Origin of the sequence: Streptomyces sp. NPDC016845, assembly GCF_044332585.1 — a bacterium.
Classification (GTDB): Bacteria; Actinomycetota; Actinomycetes; order Streptomycetales; family Streptomycetaceae; genus Streptomyces.
Map to the genome: position 1 here is coordinate 459,521 of NZ_JBIRPI010000005.1, position 20,378 is coordinate 479,898.

Here is a 20,378-nt window from a genome sequence, read left to right on the forward strand (position 1 = left end):
GACGAAGGGCTCGGGGCCGCACCGTGCGCCCCGAGCCGTTTCTCCCCGGTTCAGTCCGGCTGGTGCTCCGGGCCTCCGAAGTCCGGGCTCGTGAAATCCGGACTGGAGAACCCGGCACGCTGCCCCGTGGCGGTGCCGCCGCCGTCGGGGCTGCTGAACCCGGGCCTGTTGTAGCCGAGCTGCGGCATGCGGTTGGCGGAGCCGCTGCCCCTGCCGCCGCTCATCGAACCGCCGCCCAGGGCGGTCCGGGCCTGGGCGTCCCGCAGGAACGGCAGGATGCCCCGCTCTAGGAGCGCCTCGGTCCAGGCCTCCCTGGCGCGCGTCACCTCCTCGTTGGCCTCGCCGTGCGCGCCTGCCTGGAGCGAGGTCGACCCGTTGCGCAGGGCGGTCAGGAGCAGGCAGACCGCGGCGACGAGGATGCCCGCCGCGGTGAGCGCGCCGAAGACCCAGCCGACGGACAGCAGGGTGCCGGCGAAGTCCGGTGGGGGGTTGAGCATCTTCAGGATGTAGCCGACCAGCAGGAAGATGGCGGCCGCGGTCCCGGCAAGGACCGGGGCGAGCACGACGGCGACCGCGGCGACACCGGGCCCTGTGGTCTCCGCGACCTCGCCCACCGTGGCGGCGAAGCCGATGGAGCTGCCGCCGCTGGACTCGGCCGAGCTGGAGGAGCCTCCTTCACGTAGCGGACGGACGGGCTGCGGAGCGGCGCGCAGCTCGTCGCGGACCTTGGTGTAGTGCTCGTACTCGGTGGCCGCCGCCGTGCTGATCAGTGCGGCGGCGTTCAGTGCCATGGTGCGCAGTTGTTCAGGGTTGAGCCGCTGGCCCACGGCGGCGAGTTCAGGCCGGTTGGGTGCGGTACGCAGCGCCTCATCGAGGATCCGCTCGAACTCGGGGCGGTCCTCGTTCAGCAAATGCGGAGCGCTGTTCATGTGCATCCCCCGATGCTCCGTAGGGCTTGGTGGCCCGCATGGTTACGAGCCGTCGGGCAGAAACGGAGGGGAGCCTGCTACGGATATGCCGATGGTAGAGCGGTCACAGCACGCGGTGACAGGGAGTTTTCGAAATTCGGCCCCCCGCGCGCCTTGCGCTCCGTTTACGGCGCCTGCCCAGGGAACTACCGGCTAAGCATGGGGAGTTGTTGGACCAGCAGCTTTCCGGCCATGGTGACGCCGCCGTCCATGGCGATGGCGAGCCCACCCGCGTAGACATGAGGCCCCTCGACGACCGGACCGCTGTCCTCACCGTCGGCGTCCTCGGTGCCGACCTCGCCGAGGAGGTACGGGATCGGGCTGTGGCCGTGCACGACGCGCGAGCCGCCGTAGGTGCCGAGGAGCTCGCGTACGGCGCCGGGGCCCGACTCCTCGTCACGGAAGGCGAAGCGCTTGGTCAGCTTGCGGAAGACGTCCCAGCACTCGTCCGCGTCGTTGCGCGTGAGGGTTTCCCGGACCGTGTCGTTGACGGCCTCGATGGAGTCGCCATAGTCCAGGTAGGCGGTGGTGTCCGAGTGCATGAGCAGGTGGTCGTCCTCGATCTCGATCGCGTCGAGCCGGGACATCCACTGCAGATGAACGTCCTGGAGGCGGTCCATGTCGGACTTCTGCCCACCGTTGAGCAACCAGGCCGCCTGGAAGGTGGCGGTGCCCGCGCCGGAGTTGACCGGCGTGTCGCCGAACCGCTTGGCGCCGAGCAGCAGCAGCTCATGGTTGCCCATGAGCGCCTTGCAGTAGCCACCCGCGGCGGCCGCCTCGGCGCTCAGCCGCATCACGAGGTCGATGACGCCGATGCCGTCGGGACCGCGGTCGGTGAAGTCGCCGAGGAACCACAGGCGCGCGTTGCCCGCCACCCAGGCGCCGTCCGCGTCGACCAGGCCCTTCTCGCGGAGCGCCGCGAGCAGCTCGTCGAGGTAGCCGTGCACGTCGCCCACGACATACAGCGGCCCCTTCTCGTCGCCGGCCCTGGGCGCCGGCGCGGCGGTCGCGGCGGTCTCCATCTGCACGGTGTCCCCCCGGTTGATGACGGGCAGGTCGCGCTCGGTCGGCGTGTAGCCGTCGGGGAACCGCTCCGCCTCGGGGGAGTCGGGGACAGGCTCGGTCGACTGCACGTTCGCCGGTACGTCATGGACGTACGCGGGCACGCGGAAGTCACGCAGCGTCTCCGTGCGCGCTGCGGGTCCCTGACCGGCCCCCTGAGTCATCGACCCCTCCACCATTGCGCCGCCTGTGCACCGGATCGGACTGCCTGGTCGCAGCGGCCCGCGGTGTCGTCCGCCCATCATAGGAATGCGGCTCGTGCTGTGTGATGCACCAGGGGTGGTGAATCGGTGACGGGCGGCTGTTCGCCACACTTTTCTCCCGAATTGGTGTGGACTTTTCCCCTCGGCCGCGGCGACCGCGACCGGTCCGAAGGGTTGGGTGGGGCCGGTCAGCCCTGCCCCGGGGAGCGGGGCGGGCTGACCGTGGTGCGCTGCGAGCGGCGCTGCGAGGAGGTTCGCACGATGAGTTCGGTCGGTATGACCTGCTCGACCGGTAGGTCCGAATCGACCCCTTCGATGGCGTCGATGAGGAGCTGGATGACGGCTGTGCCGATACGGCGTGGTTTCAGTGACAGGGTCGTGATGGGCGGCTCGGTCGTCGCGTACACGGTCGACTCGCTGCAGCACACGAGCAGCAGGTCCTCCGGTACACGCAGGCCGTAGCGGCGGGCCGCGGCGAGCAGGTCGGTGCCGTTGGGGTCGAAGAGGCCGTAGACCGCGTCGGGCCGGTCCGGACGGGCGAGCAGCCGGTCGGCGGCGACGGCGCCCGCGCACGGGTCGTGCGCCGGATAGGACTCGTAGACCGGCTCCTGCCCGATCCGCTCGCACCAGCGCAGATAGGCGGAGGTGGACAGGTGGGTGTAGGTGTCGGTGGTGGTGCCGGTGAGCAGGCCGATGCGGCGTGCGCCGGCCTCGGCGAGGTGGTCGAGGAGGCCGAGGACGGCGGCCTCGTGGTCGTTGTCCACCCAGGCGGTCACGGGCAGGGTGCCCGCGGGACGTCCGTCCGAGACGACGGGCAGGCCCTGGCGGACCAGCTCGCTGACGACCGGGTCGTGGTCGGAGGGGTCGATGACGACGGTGCCGTCGAGGGCGACGTTCGACCACACGTCGTGGCGTGAGGTGGCGGGCAGGATTACGAGGGCGTAGCCCCGCGCCAGTGCTGCGGAGGTCGCGGCTCTCGCCATCTCCGCGAAATACGCGAATTCGGTGAAGGTGAAAGGTTCATCCCCGTAGGTCGTCACTGTCAGGCCGATCAGGCCCGACTTTCCGGTACGGAGCGTGCGGGCGGCCGCGGAAGGGCGATAGCCCAGCCGGTCGGCGACCTCGCGGACATGGCGTCGGGTGGCGTCCGGGAGCCGGCCCTTGCCGTTGAGCGCGTCCGAGACAGTCGTGATCGAGACCCCGGCGGCGGCGGCAACATCTCTGATGCCTGCCCGGCCCGGCCGGGCCCCCCTGCGGGTCGTCTCTGCCCGGCTCACCTGGTGCTTCCCTGCTGCTGTCATGGCGAGCCGATAGTAGGGCTCATGCGGCCGCATGGCGGGGGTGCATATGCACGCGTTGACAGGTACGTTTCTGCAAGGTGATGACCCGTCAGTGACCATGGAACGTAAGGCAGTTAGCGGTTTCTTCGGGGCTACGTCACTTGTCGGTACCTACGAGCCTGCCAACTCGGCGATGTTGCGAGTAGGTCTCAACTCACCTGCACGGGTGATGCGCGCCACGGCGCGAGCCACCGGCGCGCGCCAGACCACGGAGCGCTCCCCCCTCTCCGTACGCCTTCTCGCCCCTCCTCTCCGGGGCGGTCGGCCCCGGCCCATTGGGGAGGGCGGCCAATCCTCATAAGGTAAGCAGTATTCGAACGGTGGCCACGAGGAGGACTGCGGTGAGCGAGACGAACCCCAAGCTGCGCGCGGAGCTGGCGGGAATCCCCACCTACAAGCCGGGCAAGCCCGCGGCGGCCGGGGGCCCGGCGGCGTACAAGCTGTCCTCCAACGAGAACCCCTACCCCCCGCTGCCGGGCGTGATGGAGCAGGCGATCGCCGCGGCCGGCACCTTCAACCGCTATCCGGACATGGCCTGCTCCGGCCTCATGGAGGAGCTGGCCGACCGTTTCGGCGTGCCGGTCACCCACCTGGCCACCGGTACGGGCTCGGTCGGCGTCGCCCAGCAGCTGCTCCAGGCGACCAGCGGGCCCGGCGACGAGGTCATCTACGCGTGGCGGTCCTTCGAGGCGTACCCGATCATCACGCAGATCAGCGGGGCGACGTCGGTGCAGGTGCCGCTCACGCCCGGCGAGGACCACGACCTCGACGCCATGGCGGACGCGATCACCGACCGCACGCGCCTCATCTTCGTCTGCAACCCCAACAACCCCACGGGCAACGCCATCCGCCGACCCGAGCTGGAACGTTTCCTCGACCGGGTGCCCTCCGACGTCCTCGTGGTGCTCGACGAGGCGTACCGGGAGTTCATCCGCGACCCCGAAGTGCCGGACGGCGTGGAGATCTACCGCGACCGGCCGAACGTGGCGGTGCTGCGGACCTTCTCCAAGGCGTACGGCCTCGCGGGGCTGCGGATCGGGTTCGCCATCGCGCACGAGCCGGTGGCCGCGGCGCTGCGCAAGACGGCCGTTCCCTTCGGCGTCAGCCAGCTCGCGCAGGACGCGGCGGTGGCCTCGCTGCGTGCGGAGGACGAGCTGCTCGGCCGCGTGGGCTCCCTGGTCAACGAGCGCACCCGGGTCGTCGGGACACTGCGTGCGCAGGGCTGGACCGTGCCGCAGACGCAGGCCAACTTCGTGTGGCTGCGTCTCGGCGAGCGGACCCTGGACTTCGCCGCGGCGTGCGAGAGGGCGGGGGTCGTCGTACGGCCGTTCGCCGGTGAGGGTGTCCGCGTGACGGTCGCGGAGACCGAGGCCAACGACATCTTCCTGAACGCGGCGGAGGCGTTCCGCAAGGAGCTGTGAGCCGCGCCGGACAACGGGCGAGAGGACGCGAGGCGGCAGGGCCGCCTCGCGTCCTTCTTCGTGTCCGCGGCGGCCCACTGTGGCGTTGCTCGCAGTAAGGGGGCCCGGCTTCGGTTTCCAACAGCCGGTACGACATAATGCTTGTGAATGTGAACGCGTTCACAAGCGCGTCCCGGTTTCTCCGGAGAAGTGCGGGATTTAAGGGGCAAACCGCCGCTTTGGCCGCGGTGATGTAAGGAGATGACGCAGTGGACCTGGCTCTGGCGCCGGAGACTCTGGCGCGATGGCAGTTCGGCATCACCACCGTCTACCACTTCCTCTTCGTGCCACTGACGATCTCCCTGGCGGCGCTGACCGCCGGGCTGCAGACCGCCTGGGTGCGTACCGAGAAGGAGAAGTACCTCAAGGCCACGAAGTTCTGGGGAAAGCTCTTCCTGATCAACATCGCGATGGGCGTCGTGACGGGCATCGTGCAGGAGTTCCAGTTCGGTATGAACTGGTCCGACTACTCGCGCTTCGTCGGTGACGTCTTCGGAGCGCCGCTGGCCTTCGAGGCGCTGATCGCGTTCTTCTTCGAGTCGACCTTCATCGGCCTGTGGATCTTCGGCTGGGACAAGCTGCCGAAGAAGATCCACCTGGCCTGCATATGGATGGTGTCCATCGGCACGATCCTGTCCGCGTACTTCATCCTCGCCGCCAACTCCTGGATGCAGCACCCGGTCGGCTACAAGTACAACAAGGCCACCGGACGCGCCGAACTGACCGACTTCTGGCAGGTGCTGACCCAGAACACCGCGCTCACCCAGGCTTTCCACACCCTGTCCGCCTCGTTCCTGACCGGCGGCGCGTTCATGGTCGGCATCGCCGCCTTCCACCTGGCGCGCAAGAAGCCGAAGAACATCGCGACGATGAGGACCTCGCTGCGGCTCGGTCTGATCACCCTCGTCATCGGCGGCATGCTCACCGCGATCAGCGGCGACCAGCTCGGCAAGGTCATGTTCAAGCAGCAGCCGATGAAGATGGCGGCGGCCGAAGCGCTGTGGGACGGCCAGGACGCGGCCCCGTTCTCGATCTTCGCCTACGGAGACGTGAGCAAGGGCCACAACAGCGTCGAGTTCTCCATCCCCGGCGTGCTGTCCTTCCTCGCCGACGACAACTTCACCTCGCACATCCCCGGCATCAACGACACCAACAAGGCCGAGCAGGAGAAGTACGGGCCCGGCGACTACCGACCGATCATCCCCGTCACCTTCTGGGCCTTCCGCTGGATGATCGGGTTCGGGATGGCATCCTTCGCCCTCGGCCTCCTCGGACTCTGGCTCACCCGCAAGAAGTTCATGCTGCCGCAGCATCTGCGGACAGGTGAGGACGAAGTGCCGAACCTGGTCCTCTTCAAGAACAAGGTCCTCAGCCCGAAGTTCACCAGGCTCTACTGGGTCGTCGCCCTGTGGACCATGGGCTTCCCGCTCATCGCCAACTCCTGGGGCTGGATCTTCACCGAGATGGGCCGTCAGCCGTGGGTCGTCTACGGCGTCCTGCAGACCCGCGACGCCGTCTCCCCCAGCGTCTCGCAGGGCGAGGTCATCACCTCGATGACCGTCTTCACCCTGCTCTACGCGGTGCTCGCCGTCATCGAGGTCAAGCTGCTCGTCAAGTACGTCAAGGCCGGGCCGCCGGAGCTGACCGACGACGACCTCAACCCGCCCACCAGGATCGGCGGCGACCGTGACGCCGACAAGCCGATGGCCTTCTCCTACTAGGGCCAAGGGAGCGCACAAGTCATGGAACTCCACGACGTCTGGTTCGTCCTCATCGCGGTCCTCTGGATCGGCTACTTCTTCCTGGAGGGCTTCGACTTCGGGATCGGCATCCTCACCAAGCTCCTCGCGCGCGACCGCGCCGAGCGGCGGGTGCTGATCAACACGATCGGTCCCGTCTGGGACGGCAACGAGGTGTGGCTGCTCACGGCCGGCGGAGCGACGTTCGCCGCGTTCCCCGAGTGGTACGCGACGCTCTTCTCCGGCTTCTACCTGCCGCTGCTGATCATCCTGGTCTGCCTCATCGTGCGCGGTGTCGCCTTCGAGTACCGGTCGAAGCGCCCCGAGGAGAAGTGGCAGACCAACTGGGAGCACGCGATCTTCTGGGCCTCGCTCATTCCGGCGCTGCTGTGGGGCGTGGCCTTCGGCAACATCGTGCGCGGGGTCAAGCTCGACCAGCACTTCGAGTACGTCGGAAACTTCTGGGACCTTCTCAATCCGTACGCGCTCCTGGGCGGCCTGGTCACCCTGACTCTGTTCACCTTCCACGGGGCTGTGTTCGCCTCGCTCAAGACGCTGGGCGACATCCGGGCGCGGGCGCGGAAGTTCGCGCTCACCCTCGGTCTGGGCACGCTGGTTCTCGCGCTCGGGTTCCTCCTGTGGACCCAGGCCGACAAGGGGGACGGCGACTCGCTCATCGCGATGGTCGTGGCCCTGGTCGCACTCGTCGGCGCGGTCTTCGCCATCAAGGCGGGGCGTGAGGGATGGTCGTTCGCGCTGTCCGGCATCACCATCGCTGCGGCGTTCGCGACGCTCTTCCTGACGCTGTTCCCGAACGTCATGCCGTCGTCGCTCGACCCGGCCTGGAGCCTCACCGTCACCAACGCCTCGTCGAGCCCCTACACGCTGAAGATCATGACGTGGCTGGCGGCGATCGCCACGCCGCTCGTGCTGCTCTACCAGTCGTGGACGTACTGGGTCTTCCGCAAGCGCATCGGGACGAAGCACATCGCCGATGCCGCGCACTGAACCCGACCTTCTTACGTACCTACGCGCCTACCTGAGGGTGTGTTTCACGTGAAACCGATCGACCAGCGCCTGCTCCGGTATGCCCGGGCCACTCGCCTCTTCCTCCTGGCGGTGATCGTTCTCGGCGCCGCCGGGGCCGGCCTGGTCATCGCGCAGGCGATGCTCATCGCCGAAGTGGTGGTGGGCGCCTTCCAGCACGGCTTCGATGTCGCGCAGCTGCGGACCCCGCTGTTGCTGCTGGTGGCCGTCGCGGCCGGACGCGGCCTGGTCTCCTGGCTGACCGAGCTGGCCGCCCACCGTGCGAGCGCGGCGGTCAAGTCGGAGCTGCGGGGGCGGCTGCTCGAGCGCGCGGCGCAGCTGGGCCCCGGATGGCTGAGCGGGCAGCGGACCGGTTCGCTGGTCGCGCTGGCCACGCGCGGCGTGGACGCACTCGACGACTACTTCTCGCGCTACCTGCCGCAGCTCGGTCTCGCGGTCGTGGTTCCGGTGGCGGTGCTGGCCCGCGTCGTCACCGAGGACTGGGTGTCGGCGGCGATCATCGTCGGCACGCTCCCCCTCATCCCGATCTTCATGATGCTCATCGGCTGGGCCACCCAGTCCCGGATGGACCGCCAATGGCGGCTGCTGTCCCGCCTTTCGGGCCACTTCCTGGACGTGGTGGCGGGCTTGCCGACTCTGAAGGTGTTCGGCCGTGCCAAGGCGCAGGCCGAGTCCATCCGCACGATCACGGGCCAGTACCGCAGGGCGACCATGCGCACCCTCCGCATCGCCTTCCTGTCCTCCTTCGCCCTGGAGCTGCTCGCGACGCTCTCGGTCGCCCTGGTGGCGGTCACCATCGGGATGCGGCTCGTGCACGGCACGATGGACCTCTACGTCGGACTCGTCATCCTGGTGCTCGCGCCCGAGGCGTACCTGCCGTTGCGGCAGGTCGGGACGCAGTTCCATGCTGCCGCCGAAGGGCTCGCGGCGGCGGAGGAGATCTTCGCCGTCCTGGAGACGCCGCTGCCGGAGTCCGGCACGGAGCGGGTCCCCGCGGCCTCCGGCATCGCGTTCGACGACGTCTCCGTGCGCTACGAGGGACGTACGGACGATGCCGTCTCGCATGCCTCCTTCGCCGTCGCACCCGGCGAGACCGTGGCCCTCGTGGGCCCCAGCGGCGCGGGCAAGTCGACGCTTCTGAGCGTCTTGCTGGGTTTCGTGCGGCCCAGTGACGGGCGCGTGCTGGTCGGCGGCGCGGACCTCTCCACCGTCGAGCGGAAAGAGTGGCACGCGCGCGTGGCGTGGGTTCCGCAGCGACCGCAGCTGTACGCCGGGTCGATCGCGGACAACGTACGGCTCGCCCGGCCGGACGCCGGTGACGCGGCGGTACAGGCCGCCTTGCGTGAGGCGGGCGCGCTGGAATTCGTCGAGGCGCTGCCCGACGGGGCGCGCACGGAGCTCGGCGAGGACGGCGCGGGCCTGTCGGCCGGGCAGCGGCAGCGGCTCGCGCTGGCCCGCGCGTTCCTCGCCGACCGGCCTGTCGTCCTGCTCGACGAGCCGACGGCCGCGCTCGACGGCGCGACCGAGGCCGGCATCGTCGAGGCGGTACGCAGGCTGGCCGCCGGACGGACGGTGCTCCTGGTCGTGCACCGGCCGGCCCTGCTGGAAGTCGCCGACCGGGTGGTCCGCCTGGAGATGCCCGGCACGCCCCGCTCGCCTCAGCAGCGGGCCATCGTGGCGACGGGGGTGCCTGAGCGCGCTCCGGCCGCCGCAGAGCCCGTCGACGGGCGGCAGTCGCCGGACGCGCCCGAGGTTCGGCGCCGTGTCCTCACCCGGCTGCGCGACGCCGCACGGCCGCGCCGATCGCGGCTGGCGCTCGCGCTGCTGCTCGGGGCGCTCGCGCTCGGCAGCTCGGTTGGTCTGATGGCGACCAGCGGCTGGCTGATCTCGCGGGCCTCGCAACAGCCGCCGGTGCTGTACCTGATGGTCGCGGTGACGGCCACGCGCGCGTTCGGCATCGGCAGGGCCTGCTTCCGCTACGCGGAGCGGCTCGTGTCGCACGACGCCGTGCTGCGGATGCTGGCCGACACCCGGGTCGCCGTCTATCGCCGCCTGGAGCGGCTCGCGCCCGCCGGGCTGCGCACCACGCGCCGCGGTGACCTGCTGTCCCGGCTCGTCGCCGACGTGGACGCGCTCCAGGACTACTGGCTGCGCTGGCTGCTGCCCGCCTCGGTCGCGGCTCTCGTCGGTGCCGGTTCGGTGGCGTTCACCGCCTGGATGCTGCCCGCGGCCGGTGCCGTGCTCGCCGTGGGACTGCTGCTCGCCGGAGTCGGGGTGCCGCTCCTGTCCGGGGCCGTGGCCCGCAGGGCGGAACGGAAACTGGCCCCCGCGCGCGGGACGCTGGCGACCAAGGTCGCCGAACTGCTGACCGGCACCGCCGAACTGACCGTCGCCGGTGCGCTGCCCCGCCGTAAGAAGGAGACCGCCGAGGCGGACTCGGCGCTGACCCGGATCGCCTCGCGCGCGGCCACCGCGACCGCGCTCGGCGACGGGCTCACCGCGCTGATCACCGGCCTGACCGTGGCCGCCGCCGCACTGGCCGGCGTGCAGGGAGTACGCGCCGGACAGCTCGACGGCGTGGCGATGGCGGTCGTCGTCCTGACCCCGCTCGCCGCGTTCGAGGCGGTGCTCGGGCTGCCCCTCGCGGTGCAGTACCGCCAGCGCGTCCACAAGAGCGCCGAGCGCGTTTACGAGGTGCTCGACGCCCCCGAACCCGTACGCGAGCCCGAACGGCCCGCACAGGCGCCGCAGGACCCCTTCCCGCTCGTCGTACGGGGCCTCGCCGCCCGGTACGAGGGGCAGGCGCGGGACGCGCTCGCCGGGGTCGACCTGACGCTGGAGCGCGGCCGGCGGATCGCCGTCGTCGGCCCGTCCGGGTCTGGCAAGACGACGCTCGCCCAAGTACTGCTGCGCTTCCTCGACGCGGACGCCGGGACGTACACGCTCGGCGGGACCGACGCGTACGCGCTCGAAGGTGACGCCGTACGGCGGCTCGTCGGACTGTGCGCCCAGGACGCTCACCTCTTCGACAGCAGCGTCCGCGAGAACCTGCTGCTCGCCAAGAAGAACGCCACCGAGGACGAACTGCGGACCGTGCTCGACCGCGTCCGCCTTCTCGAGTGGACGGACGCGCTGCAGGAAGGGCTCGACACCCTGGTGGGCGAGCATGCGGCGCGACTGTCCGGCGGCCAGCGCCAGCGGCTCGCGCTGGCCCGCGCGCTCCTGGCCGAGTTCCCGGTCCTCGTGCTGGACGAGCCGGCCGAGCACCTCGACCTGGAGACGGCGGACGCGCTCACGGCGGATCTGCTGGACGCGACGCAGGGACGGACGACCGTGCTGATCACGCACCGGCTCGCCGGACTCGACGCCGTCGACGAGGTGATCGTGCTCGACGGCGGGCGGGTCGCACAGCGCGGCCCGTATGCCGAATTGGCCGCTGTCGACGGGCCGCTGCGGGAGCTACGGGAGCGGGAACAGGCGGCGGAGCTGCTGGTCGGAGCCGGGCGGCGGTGACTGCGGCGGTGGGCGCGGGCGTGGCGTAAGGAGCCTCGCGGGCGTGGGGGTCTGAGATTCCGACTTTCCTTGCTAAATAGGACTTACTAGTCTCGGGTTATGGCAGCACCCATGGAGCCGTCCGCTTCGCTCCCTCCCGAGCCCACCGGGGACGAGCCCGCGGGCGGGCGTGGTCTGCACGGCCTGTCGACGGAGCTGACCGCGCGCGTGCCGCAGCTCCTGGAGGCGATGCGGTCCGTGGGCACCGGCCTCGAACTGCACTCCACGCTCGACCGGATCTGCGAGACCGCCGCCGATCTCGCGGACGCCCGCTATGCGGCGATCGGCGTCATCGCCGAGGACGGCGAGGGCCTCGCGGACTTCGTCTTTCACGGCGTCGACGAGGAAACCGCGCAGCGCATCGGACGGCTGCCCGACGGACACCGGGGAGTGCTCGGCGCGCTCATCCACGACCCGGTACCGATGCGCCTCGCGGTCCTTGCCGACGACCCACGCGCGTGCGGGTTTCCCCCGCACCATCCGCCGATGCGGACGTTCCTGGGCGTCCCCATCCGCGTACAGGGCGAGATCTTCGGCAACCTCTACCTCACGGAGAAGCGCGGGGGCCGGGAGTTCAACGACTACGACCTGAACATGGTCCGGGTGCTCGCCACCGAGGCGGGCATCGCGATCGGCAACGCGCGCCTCTACGAAGCGGCCAGGCAGCGGGAGCGGTGGATCGACGGCTCCGTGGCCGTGACCACGGCGCTGTTGTCGGGCGGGGACGCCGACGACGCGCTGCAAGTGGTCGCCGAACAGGCCCGCAGGCTGTCGGAGTCGGCGGCCGGCCTGGTGCTGCTGCCGACCGGGGACGGTGGCATGGAGATCGTCGCCGTCGCCTCGGACGAACCGTCCGCCGCCCTGGGCCTGATCATCCCGCCGGAGAGCGCGATCGCCGCTGAACTCCTCGCCGGAGAGACAATGTTCATCGAAGACACGGCCACCGACCCGCGCGTCCTGACCGAACTCGCGCGCGGCTACGGGCCGGCCATGCTGCTGCCCCTGCAGAGCGACGGACGCGTCCTGGGGACGCTGGTGACGCCCCGCGCGCGTGGGGAGCGTCCTTTCACGGAGGGTGAGCGCACACTCGCCGCCCAGTTCGCCTCGCAGGCCGCGCTCGCGCTGATGATGGCCGAGGCGCAGCGCGACCGGGAACGCCTCGCCGTGTTCGAGGACCGCGACCGTATCGCGCGTGACCTGCACGACCTCGTCATCCAGCGATTGTTCGCCACCGGAATGATGCTGGAGACGGCCCAACGCCGCTCCGTGGTGCCCGAGGTGCAGTCGGGCATCGGCAAGTCCGTCGACGAACTGGACGTCACCATCCAGGAGATCCGGACAGCGATCTTCGCGCTGCAACAGGGCCCGGCGGAGGCGCCTTCCGGGCTCCACACGCGCGTGCTGCGGGAGATCAACATGGCCGCGGTACCGCTCGGGTTCAGGCCTTCGCACCAATTCGAGGGGCCGGTCGACAGCGTCGTCGGCGAACTCACGGGCAAGAACCTCATCGCGGCTCTGCGGGAGGCCCTCTCGAACGCCTTCCGGCACGCGCGGGCCACACGGATCGACGTCGTCGTGGACGCGACCGTTCTTCTGCCGGACGGCCGCCCGGGCGTGCGCCTCACGGTCGCCGACGACGGCGTGGGCATCCCGGAGGGCGGGCGGCGCAGCGGCCTGAAGAACCTCAAGAGACGCGCGGAGTCACTCGGCGGCGACAGCTGGTACGGGCGGGGGCTCGGGGGAGTCGACGGCGACAGCGACGGCGACAGCGACGGCGGCAGCGACGGCGGCAGCGATGGCGGGGGTACGGCAGGGGGCATGGGCGGGGGCACAGGTAGGGGTACGACGGTGGTGTGGGAAGCGCCTTGCTGAAGCACCGGGTTGTCCGGAGGCGCGGCGTGGCGGCACCGGTTCGGCGGTACGTTTCTGCCCCGTTCGGGGCAAGCGGCCCCCCAGCCGTACGAATCCCACGGGAGCCCGGTCGTGCGGCGGGCAACGATCCCGGACATGCGCCTACGCCCCCGCCGCCCTCCAGCCGTCCTGGCGCTGCTGTGCGCACTCATGGCGCTCTGCGGGCCCCCTGCGCCGTCCCGGGCCGCTGAGGGACCCGAACCGAGTGCCGAGGTGGCGCGGCTCCTCTTGGAGGCGTCGGAGGCGACGCAGCGCCACGAAGCGGGGCGCAGAGCGGCCGGAGCGCAGAAGGCCGCGGCACGGCGGACGGAGCGGTTGCTCGGCAAGGAGCGGCGCGAGGTCGCCGCGCTCCACGACGACCTCGGGCGCATCGCCCGCGCCCAGTACCGCAACGGCGGCGACATCCCGCTCGCTGCGCAGATGCTGCTGTCCGACAGACCGGAGGAACTGCTGCACGGTCAACGCGCCGTGTTACAGGCAGATCTCGCGCTCAACAATGCGGTGGGCAGGAGCCGTCGCGCCGAGAAGAAGCTCCTGGAGGGGCAGCGCGAGGCGACCCTTCGATGGCACGCCTTAAGGAAGCGCAGCGTTCACCTCGCAAGGCTGAGAAAAAGCATCACGAGCAAGCTCGAACAGGCGCAAGGGAAGCTGCAGGGCAACGCCGACCGGTCGGTGGCGGCAGGCCAGTGCCGCGGCGCCGTACGTCTTGCGGAGCCGGCTGTGCGCGACACGCGCGCGTGGGTGCCACCGGTGGCCACGTACGAACTGTCGGCGGGTTTCGACAGCGCGGGCGCGCACTGGGCCCACCGGCACACCGGACAGGACTTCGCGGTCGACATCGGCACGCCCGTGCGTGCGGTGGGCGCGGGACGCGTCATCCGTGTGTCCTGCGGCGGCGGCTTCGGCGTCGAGGTCGTCGTCCGGCACCCGGGCGGCTACTACACGCAGTACGCGCACCTCGCGGCCGTCACCGTCGACCAGGGCGAGAAGGTGCGGGCAGGGCAGTGGCTCGGGCAGGCGGGCACCACCGGCAACTCGACGGGGCCGCACCTGCACTTCGAGGTGCGGCTCACGCCGGATCTGGGGTCGGGGGTGGACCCGGTGGGGTGGTTCGCGGGGCGGGGGGTGCGCCTGTAGGTGTCTTTGGCAGCCGTGGCTGTAGTCGAGGCTGTAGTCGAGGCGGCTGTGGCTGTAGCTGAGACTGCTGTGGCTGTCCGCTTCGGTCAGCGTTTCGCCAGGATGTCCTCTATGACGCGGGCCACGCCGTCCTCGTTGTTGGTCGCCGTGACGCCGGTCGCCGCGGCCAGCACGTCCGGGTGGGCGTTGCCCATGGCGTAGGAGGCGCCCGCCCAGGTGAGCATCTCCATGTCGTTGGGCATGTCCCCGAAGGCGACGACCTCGGCGGGGGAGATGCCGCGCTCGGCGCAGCACAGTTCGAGCGTGCTCGCCTTGGAGACGGTCCGCCCGCTGATTTCCAGGAGGGCGCTCGGGCTGGAGCGGGTGATCGCGGCCAGCTCGCCGACCGCGTCGCGCGCCAGGGCCAGGAACGCGTCGGGGTCGAGCTCCGGATGGAACGCCAGGACCTTCAACACCGGCTGGTCCGCCACGGTGGAGCCGGCGAAGTCCGCGGCGAGCAGCTTCTCGGCGGGTGCGACGCTCTCGCCCGGGTCGAGGTGGAGCGGCGGATATGTCGGCTCATGGTGCAGGCCGCCCGTCCGCTCGACGGCGAACGATGTGCCGGGGGCCGCTTCGCGGAGGACGCGTACGACGTCCAGCGCGTCCGGGACGGCCAACTCCCGGATCTTGACGAAACGGTGGTTGCCGGGGCCGCCGTGCAGGTCCACGACGGCGGCGCCGTTGCCGCAGATCGCCAGGCCGTGACCGTGCACATGGTCGCTGACGACGTCCATCCAGCGGGCCGGGCGGCCCGTCACGAAGAAGACCTCGATGCCGGCCTCCTCGGCGGCGGCCAGCGCGGCGACCGTCCGTGGAGAAACGGTTTTGTCGTCGTGCAGCAGCGTCCCGTCGAGATCCGTGGCGATCAGCCGGGGCGCGGGAGCGGAGGGGGCCGGGGTCCGAGGCCCAGGAGTCGGTGAGGTCACCGCTCTATGGTCGCGCATCTGCACGCACGGGTGTGCGGCGGGGCGCGCAGATGAGAGCGCTCCTGGCGCATGCGCCCCGCCCGCCCTGTGCCGTCACGCCCCTGACCCGGCGCTGTGAAGTTGTCGGCTCAACCGAGTTGCGACAGGGCCTGGGTCGCGATGGCCTCGAAGGTGTCCTGGTCGGCCGCGAAGTCGGTGTCGGGGATCGGCCAGTGCACGACGATCTCGGTGAAGCCCAGCTCACGGTGGGTGCCCGCGAAATCCACGAACGCGTCGACGGACTCCAGCGGGCGCCTGCGGTCAGGGGTGAAACCGGTGAGCAGGACCTTGTCGAGATCGGCTACGTCACGGCCGACGGCGTCGCAGGCCGCGGCCAGTTTTTCGACCTGCCCACGAATGGCTTGAACCGACTCCTCCGGGGTGCCCGCCTCATACAACTTCGGGTCGCCGGTGGTCACCCACGCCTGCCCGTACCGGGCCGCCAGCTTGAGGCCGCGCGGCCCGGTCGCCGCCACCGCGAAGGGCAGCCGGGGGCGCTGCACACAGCCCGGGATGTTCTGGGCGCCACCCGCCGAGTAGAAGGTGCCGTCGTACGAGACCGTGTCCTCGGTGAGCAACCGGTCGAGCAGCGGAACGAACTCCGCGAACCGGTCGGCCCGCTCCCGCGGCGTCCACGGCTCCTGGTCGCCGCGGGCCAGCGCGTGCGCGTCGAAACCGGTGCCGCCCGCGCCGATGCCGAGCGTGATCCTGCCGCCCGAGATGTCGTCGAGCGAGATCAGTTCCTTGGCGAACGTGACCGGGTGCCGGAAGTTCGGCGAGGTCACGAGGGTGCCCAGGCGCATGTGCGAGGTGACGCAGGCGGCGGCGGTCAGCGTCGGCACGGCGCCGAACCAGGGGCCGTCGCGGAACGGCACGCGCCAGGAGAGGTGGTCGTACGTGTACGCGGTGTGGAACCCCAACTCCTCGGCGCGCTGCCAGGTCTCCCGGGACCCGTCGTGCCAGCGACGGTAGGGCAGGATCACGGTGCTCAGGCGGAGCGGCGGAAGGGTAGCGGGGGGCGTTTCGGTCATGGGGTGAGCGTAGGCGGAGGGTGGGGCGCGGGTCGGTGTGGGCGTCAGCCGGAGCCAGGGCTGAACCGAGCGGCCCGAGGCAGGAGCCGCTCACATGCGGTGGCAGGGCCGCCCATCGGTGCCCTTCAGTCCGGGAACCGCAGATACTCCGGCGGCACCGCCGCAGTCAGCCAGACCCCGTTGGCGCTCACGCGAAACGTGTGACCGGCGCGGTGCATCGCCCCCGCGTCGACGGTCAGCACGACAGGACGGCCGCGCCGGGCCCCGACGCGCGTGGCCGTCTCCCGGTCCACGGACAGGTGCACGTCGTGTCTGCTCATGGGCGCGAGCCCTTCCGTGCGGATCGCGTCGAGGAAGCGGTCGACGGTGCCGTGAAAGAGGTAAGCGGGCGGCTCCGCCGCCGCCAGGCCCAGGTCGATGTCGACCGTGTGGCCCTGGTTGGCACGGATGCGGGTGCCCTCGATGGAGAAGCGTCGCTTGTCGTTCTCCGCGACGACCCAGTCCAGTTCGACCCGGCTGACGTGGAACCCATGCGCAGTCGCGGCCGCGAGCAGAGCGTCGATCTCCACCCAGCCCGCCTCGTCGAGCGTCAGCCCGATGCGATCCGGTTGGTGTCGCAAATGCCGCGCAAGGTATTTCGACACCTTGACAGTGCGTTGCTCGTTCATGACGCCAGGGTGCCGGGCGGGTCATCAGTGGTGCACGCAGATTTCATCCGGACAGCGACAACGTCAGGTTTGATCCACAGCCAACTCGGGTTATCCACAGGCGAGTTAATGAAACTGTGGACAACGCCCTTACGGCACGCCAGTTTTGAGCAATAGATCAGCTAATATTGGGCTTTGGTGCCAAAGTGTCCAAAGTGCGTGTCTGTACCTCGCGTTCAGCGGCTGCCTTCACGAACGCGGCAGCACGCTCCGAACCAACCAGGCTCCGTACAGCACTCATTGTGTTCACCGGAAGAGCGACAAACTCCTCCTGTGCCGCAACAGTCGCCGGTCCGTCTGCCAGATGTCGATGCAGATGCCTGGTCGCGAACAGCCGCATGGCACGAGCCAGTTCCGCATCGACGGACTGCTGCGCCAGCGGCCGCAGGCGGCGTACGAGCGACGCGGCTTCAGCGGCTTCTGTGTCGGTCGGCGGGGACGAACCCAAATAACGCGCGAAGACGTGCTCGGTCGTGAACTCCAGGAAGCGAGCGGCGATGTGCTCGATGCCACCTCTCAACTCCCGTAGGTGATCGCTTATTGCGATAAGCGGTACACCGGCCGCGTGCAACTCCACAGCGACAGCCAGCTCTTGAGGGCTCGGCACGACGAACTCGTCGTCCCGGTCCGGCACCCGCTCGAGCACGCCCAGCTCCACCGCTTCCCGCACCGCGGCCTCGTCGTGCTCGCCGCCGAACCGCTCGGCCAGCTCCGCGCGTGTGATGCGGCCCGCCCGCTCGTCGGTCCAGGGCCCGTCCACCTCGGCGACGAGACCCAGCACTCCGCCCAGTCCGCGCCCCGCGTCCCAGGCATCCAGGAGTTCCTTGATGGAGGCCAGGGTGTACCCGCGCTCCAGCAGGTCGGCGATCTGGCGCAGCCGGGACAGATGCGCGGACGTGTACACGTTGGCCCGGCCGCGGCGCTCGGGCCGTGGCAGCAGACCGCGGTCCTGGTAGGCGCGGATCGTACGGACCGTGGTGCCGCTGAGGTGCGCCAGGTCCTCGATCCGGTACTCGGCGACCGATCGCTGCTCCGTCACACTTCTCACCCCTCGGCCGTGTCCGGCATGGTCGCACCTCGACGGCGGGTCTCCGGCGAGGGATCGCACGGCCGACCTGAACGAGGCCACATGGCCCGCCCGGTGCTCACAACGGCCCGCCCGGTGCTCACAACGGTGCGCCCGGTGCTCACAGCGGTGGCTCCACCCGGGCGACCGCCCGCAGCGCTCTGGGCGCGAAGCGGGACAGGAGACGCGCTCCGCGGGCCTCTGGAGTGACCGGTACGACCGCCTTGTTCCGGGCGACGGCTTCAAGGATCGCGTCGGCGACCTTCTCCGGCGGGTAGTTGCGCAGGCCGTACAGACGGGCGGTCTTCTTCTGGCGGCGTTTCCTCTCCTCGGCGTCGACCCCGGCGAAATGGGCCGTAGCCGTGATGTTGGTGTTCACCAGGCCGGGGCAGATCGCCGAGACCCCGATGCCCTGCCCGGCCAGCTCGGCGCGCAGGCACTCGCTGAGCATGAGCACCGCTGCCTTGGAGGTCGCGTAGGCGGGCAGCGCCTTCGATGGCTGGTACGCCGCCGCGGACGCGGTGTTCACGATGTGGCCGCCCTGTCCGCGCTCGGCCATCTGCCGGCCGAAGAGGCGGCAGCCGTGGATGACGCCCCACAGGTTCACGTCGAGGACGTTCTTCCAGTCCTGTGGCGTCGTGTCGAAGAACGACCCCGACAGCCCTATGCCCGCGTTGTTGACCAGTACGTCGACCACGCCGTACTCGGCGGCGACCTTCTCGGCGAACTTTTCCATGGCCTGCTCGTCCGAGACGTCGACCGTCTCGGCCCACGCCTCGGGCGCCCCGATGCGCTGGGCCGTCTCGGCGGTACGGGCCGCGCTCTCGGCGTCCCGGTCGACGGCGACCACGCGCGCGCCCGCCTCCGCGAACGCCAACGCGGTGGCCCGCCCGATGCCGCTGCCGGCCCCCGTCACCAGAACGAGTTGGCCGCCGAACCGGTCCGCGTACCTGCCGTCGGCCGTCTCTCGTGGTGCGGTATCGCCCGCGCGTTGTTCGTCGTGCGCGGTGACGAAGTCAGCGATCCACGTGGTGAGCTGGTCGGGCCGGGTCCGCGGTACCCAGTGCTTGGCGGGCAGCGAGCGCCTGGTCAGCTGCGGCGCCCACTGTTCGAGGCGGTCGTAGAGCGCGGGTGAGAGGAAGGCGTCCTCGAGGGGCGTGATGAGCTGCACGGGCGCGTGCGCGTACGCGCCCTCGCGTGGTCTGCGCAGTCTCGCGCGCACGTTGTCCCGGTACAGCCACGCGCCGTGGGCCGCGTCCGAGGGGAGCGAGGCCGTGGGGTAGTCGCCCGCCGGGACCTTCTCCACGCGCTCCAGGATGCCCGGCCAGCGCTTGCCGAGCGGTCCGCGCCAGGCCAGCTCCGGCAGGACCGGCGTGTGCAGCATGTACACGTACCAGGATTTGGCGCTCTGGCCGAGGAGTTGGGCCGCCTTGCGCGGGGTGGGCCGCTTCACGCGTTGCTTGATCCAGTGGCCGAAGTGGTCGAGGGACGGGCCCGACATCGAGGTGAAGGACGCGATACGGCCCTCCGTCCGCCGGACCGTGACGAACTCCCACGACTGCACCGAACCCCAGTCGTGCCCCACCAGGTGGACCGGCTCGTCCGGGCTGACGGCGTCGATGACCGCCACGAAGTCGTCGGTCAGCTTCTCCAGGGTGAAGCCGCCGCGCAGCGGGGCCGGCGCGGTGGAGCGGCCGTGCCCGCGGACGTCGTAGAGCACGACATGGAAGCGGTCCGCGAGGCGTACGGCCACCTCCGACCAGACCTCTTTGCTGTCCGGATAGCCGTGTACGAGGACGAGGGTGGGCCGCGCCGTGTCGCCCAGTTCGACGACGCACAGCTCGATCCCGCCCGTACGCACCCAGCGCTCGCGCGCGCCGTGGATCTTCGTGAGGTCCGTCATCAGATGCCTTCCGCCCCAGCGCCGCACGAACGTGACACTGACGAATGTGACAATGGCCGGCGGCGGCGTCAAGGGGGTCGCGGCAGGCTGTGGAGAACGCCGACGTTGTGGAAAACGGGGCGAGGAGGGCTACTCAGGGAGGACCCCTAGGGACAATGCCGTTGGTTTAGCTTCGGCGTAGGCTTCTGCGTACTGCTCTCGGGGGTGGTGCCGGTGTCTGCGAGTGTGTCTGACTTATCGGGTCTGGG

The 20,378-nt window shown here is 70.3% G+C and carries 14 protein-coding genes; 6 read left to right on the forward strand and 8 right to left on the reverse strand.

Annotated elements, in window-relative coordinates; translation table 11 throughout:
* Window positions 1-50 precede the first annotated feature (50 nt).
* The 3 genes from ACH4RC_RS17980 to ACH4RC_RS17990 all read right to left on the reverse strand — a co-directional run bounded on the left by ACH4RC_RS17980 (window position 51) and on the right by ACH4RC_RS17990 (window position 3,534).
* Complete coding sequence (locus ACH4RC_RS17980; RefSeq protein ID WP_398201513.1) at window positions 51-935, reverse strand: hypothetical protein; 885 nt, start codon at window positions 933-935, stop codon at window positions 51-53.
* A 179-nt stretch (window positions 936-1,114) separates the two neighbouring features.
* Window positions 1,115-2,194 carry a metallophosphoesterase gene (locus tag ACH4RC_RS17985; RefSeq protein ID WP_398201515.1) on the reverse strand — a complete coding sequence of 360 codons (1,080 nt, stop codon included), beginning with the start codon at window positions 2,192-2,194 and terminating at the stop codon, window positions 1,115-1,117.
* Window positions 2,195-2,421: 227 nt separating this feature from the next.
* Window positions 2,422-3,534 (reverse strand): LacI family DNA-binding transcriptional regulator, encoded by a 1,113-nt coding sequence (locus ACH4RC_RS17990; protein ID WP_398201518.1) that lies wholly within the window; start codon window positions 3,532-3,534, stop codon window positions 2,422-2,424.
* Window positions 3,535-3,914: 380 nt separating this feature from the next.
* On the opposite strand from ACH4RC_RS17990, the gene hisC reads away from it, so the two are divergent.
* The 6 genes from hisC to ACH4RC_RS18020 all read left to right on the forward strand — a co-directional run bounded on the left by hisC (window position 3,915) and on the right by ACH4RC_RS18020 (window position 14,419).
* A complete protein-coding gene (hisC, locus tag ACH4RC_RS17995; protein ID WP_398201520.1) occupies window positions 3,915-4,994 on the forward strand; it encodes a histidinol-phosphate transaminase in 1,080 nt (359 codons plus the stop codon).
* Between the two features lie 248 nt (window positions 4,995-5,242).
* Entirely contained in the window at window positions 5,243-6,754 is a 1,512-nt protein-coding gene (locus tag ACH4RC_RS18000; RefSeq protein WP_398201523.1) for a cytochrome ubiquinol oxidase subunit I, read from the forward strand.
* 21 nt (window positions 6,755-6,775) lie between these two features.
* On the forward strand, window positions 6,776-7,780 hold the full coding sequence (gene cydB, locus ACH4RC_RS18005; RefSeq protein ID WP_398201526.1) for a cytochrome d ubiquinol oxidase subunit II: 1,005 nt from the start codon (window positions 6,776-6,778) through the stop codon (window positions 7,778-7,780).
* A 48-nt stretch (window positions 7,781-7,828) separates the two neighbouring features.
* Window positions 7,829-11,332: a thiol reductant ABC exporter subunit CydD gene (gene cydD, locus ACH4RC_RS18010; RefSeq protein ID WP_398201529.1), complete on the forward strand. Its 3,504-nt coding sequence runs from the start codon at window positions 7,829-7,831 to the stop codon at window positions 11,330-11,332.
* Window positions 11,333-11,443: 111 nt separating this feature from the next.
* Window positions 11,444-13,243: a GAF domain-containing sensor histidine kinase gene (locus ACH4RC_RS18015; protein ID WP_398201611.1), complete on the forward strand. Its 1,800-nt coding sequence runs from the start codon at window positions 11,444-11,446 to the stop codon at window positions 13,241-13,243.
* Window positions 13,244-13,378: 135 nt separating this feature from the next.
* Window positions 13,379-14,419 (forward strand): M23 family metallopeptidase, encoded by a 1,041-nt coding sequence (locus ACH4RC_RS18020; RefSeq protein WP_398201531.1) that lies wholly within the window; start codon window positions 13,379-13,381, stop codon window positions 14,417-14,419.
* An 86-nt stretch (window positions 14,420-14,505) separates the two neighbouring features.
* On the opposite strand, the gene ACH4RC_RS18025 is transcribed toward ACH4RC_RS18020, so the two are convergent.
* The 5 genes from ACH4RC_RS18025 to ACH4RC_RS18045 form a co-directional block, all read right to left on the reverse strand.
* Entirely contained in the window at window positions 14,506-15,384 is an 879-nt protein-coding gene (locus tag ACH4RC_RS18025; RefSeq protein WP_398201534.1) for an HAD hydrolase family protein, read from the reverse strand.
* A 128-nt stretch (window positions 15,385-15,512) separates the two neighbouring features.
* The gene (locus ACH4RC_RS18030) at window positions 15,513-16,454 is read right to left on the reverse strand and encodes an LLM class flavin-dependent oxidoreductase (protein WP_398201536.1); all 942 of its coding nucleotides are present in this window, start codon (window positions 16,452-16,454) and stop codon (window positions 15,513-15,515) included.
* A gap of 125 nt (window positions 16,455-16,579) precedes the next feature.
* Window positions 16,580-17,122 carry an RNA 2'-phosphotransferase gene (locus ACH4RC_RS18035; RefSeq protein ID WP_398201539.1) on the reverse strand — a complete coding sequence of 181 codons (543 nt, stop codon included), beginning with the start codon at window positions 17,120-17,122 and terminating at the stop codon, window positions 16,580-16,582.
* Between the two features lie 157 nt (window positions 17,123-17,279).
* Complete coding sequence (locus ACH4RC_RS18040) at window positions 17,280-18,200, reverse strand: MerR family transcriptional regulator (RefSeq protein WP_398201541.1); 921 nt, start codon at window positions 18,198-18,200, stop codon at window positions 17,280-17,282.
* Between the two features lie 148 nt (window positions 18,201-18,348).
* Window positions 18,349-20,130 (reverse strand): SDR family oxidoreductase, encoded by a 1,782-nt coding sequence (locus ACH4RC_RS18045; protein WP_398201544.1) that lies wholly within the window; start codon window positions 20,128-20,130, stop codon window positions 18,349-18,351.
* Window positions 20,131-20,378 lie beyond the last annotated feature (248 nt).

Coding starts and splice junctions, on each gene's coding strand:
- ACH4RC_RS17980 (WP_398201513.1), bottom strand. CDS start 935: ATGCACATGAACAGCGCTCCGCATTTGCTGAACGAGGACCGCCCCGAG.
- ACH4RC_RS17985 (WP_398201515.1), bottom strand. CDS start 2,194: ATGACTCAGGGGGCCGGTCAGGGACCCGCAGCGCGCACGGAGACGCTG.
- ACH4RC_RS17990 (WP_398201518.1), bottom strand. CDS start 3,534: ATGACAGCAGCAGGGAAGCACCAGGTGAGCCGGGCAGAGACGACCCGC.
- cydB (WP_398201526.1), top strand. CDS start 6,776: ATGGAACTCCACGACGTCTGGTTCGTCCTCATCGCGGTCCTCTGGATC.
- ACH4RC_RS18015 (WP_398201611.1), top strand. CDS start 11,444: ATGGAGCCGTCCGCTTCGCTCCCTCCCGAGCCCACCGGGGACGAGCCC.
- ACH4RC_RS18020 (WP_398201531.1), top strand. CDS start 13,379: ATGCGCCTACGCCCCCGCCGCCCTCCAGCCGTCCTGGCGCTGCTGTGC.
- ACH4RC_RS18030 (WP_398201536.1), bottom strand. CDS start 16,454: ATGACCGAAACGCCCCCCGCTACCCTTCCGCCGCTCCGCCTGAGCACC.
- ACH4RC_RS18035 (WP_398201539.1), bottom strand. CDS start 17,122: ATGAACGAGCAACGCACTGTCAAGGTGTCGAAATACCTTGCGCGGCAT.
- ACH4RC_RS18045 (WP_398201544.1), bottom strand. CDS start 20,130: ATGACGGACCTCACGAAGATCCACGGCGCGCGCGAGCGCTGGGTGCGT.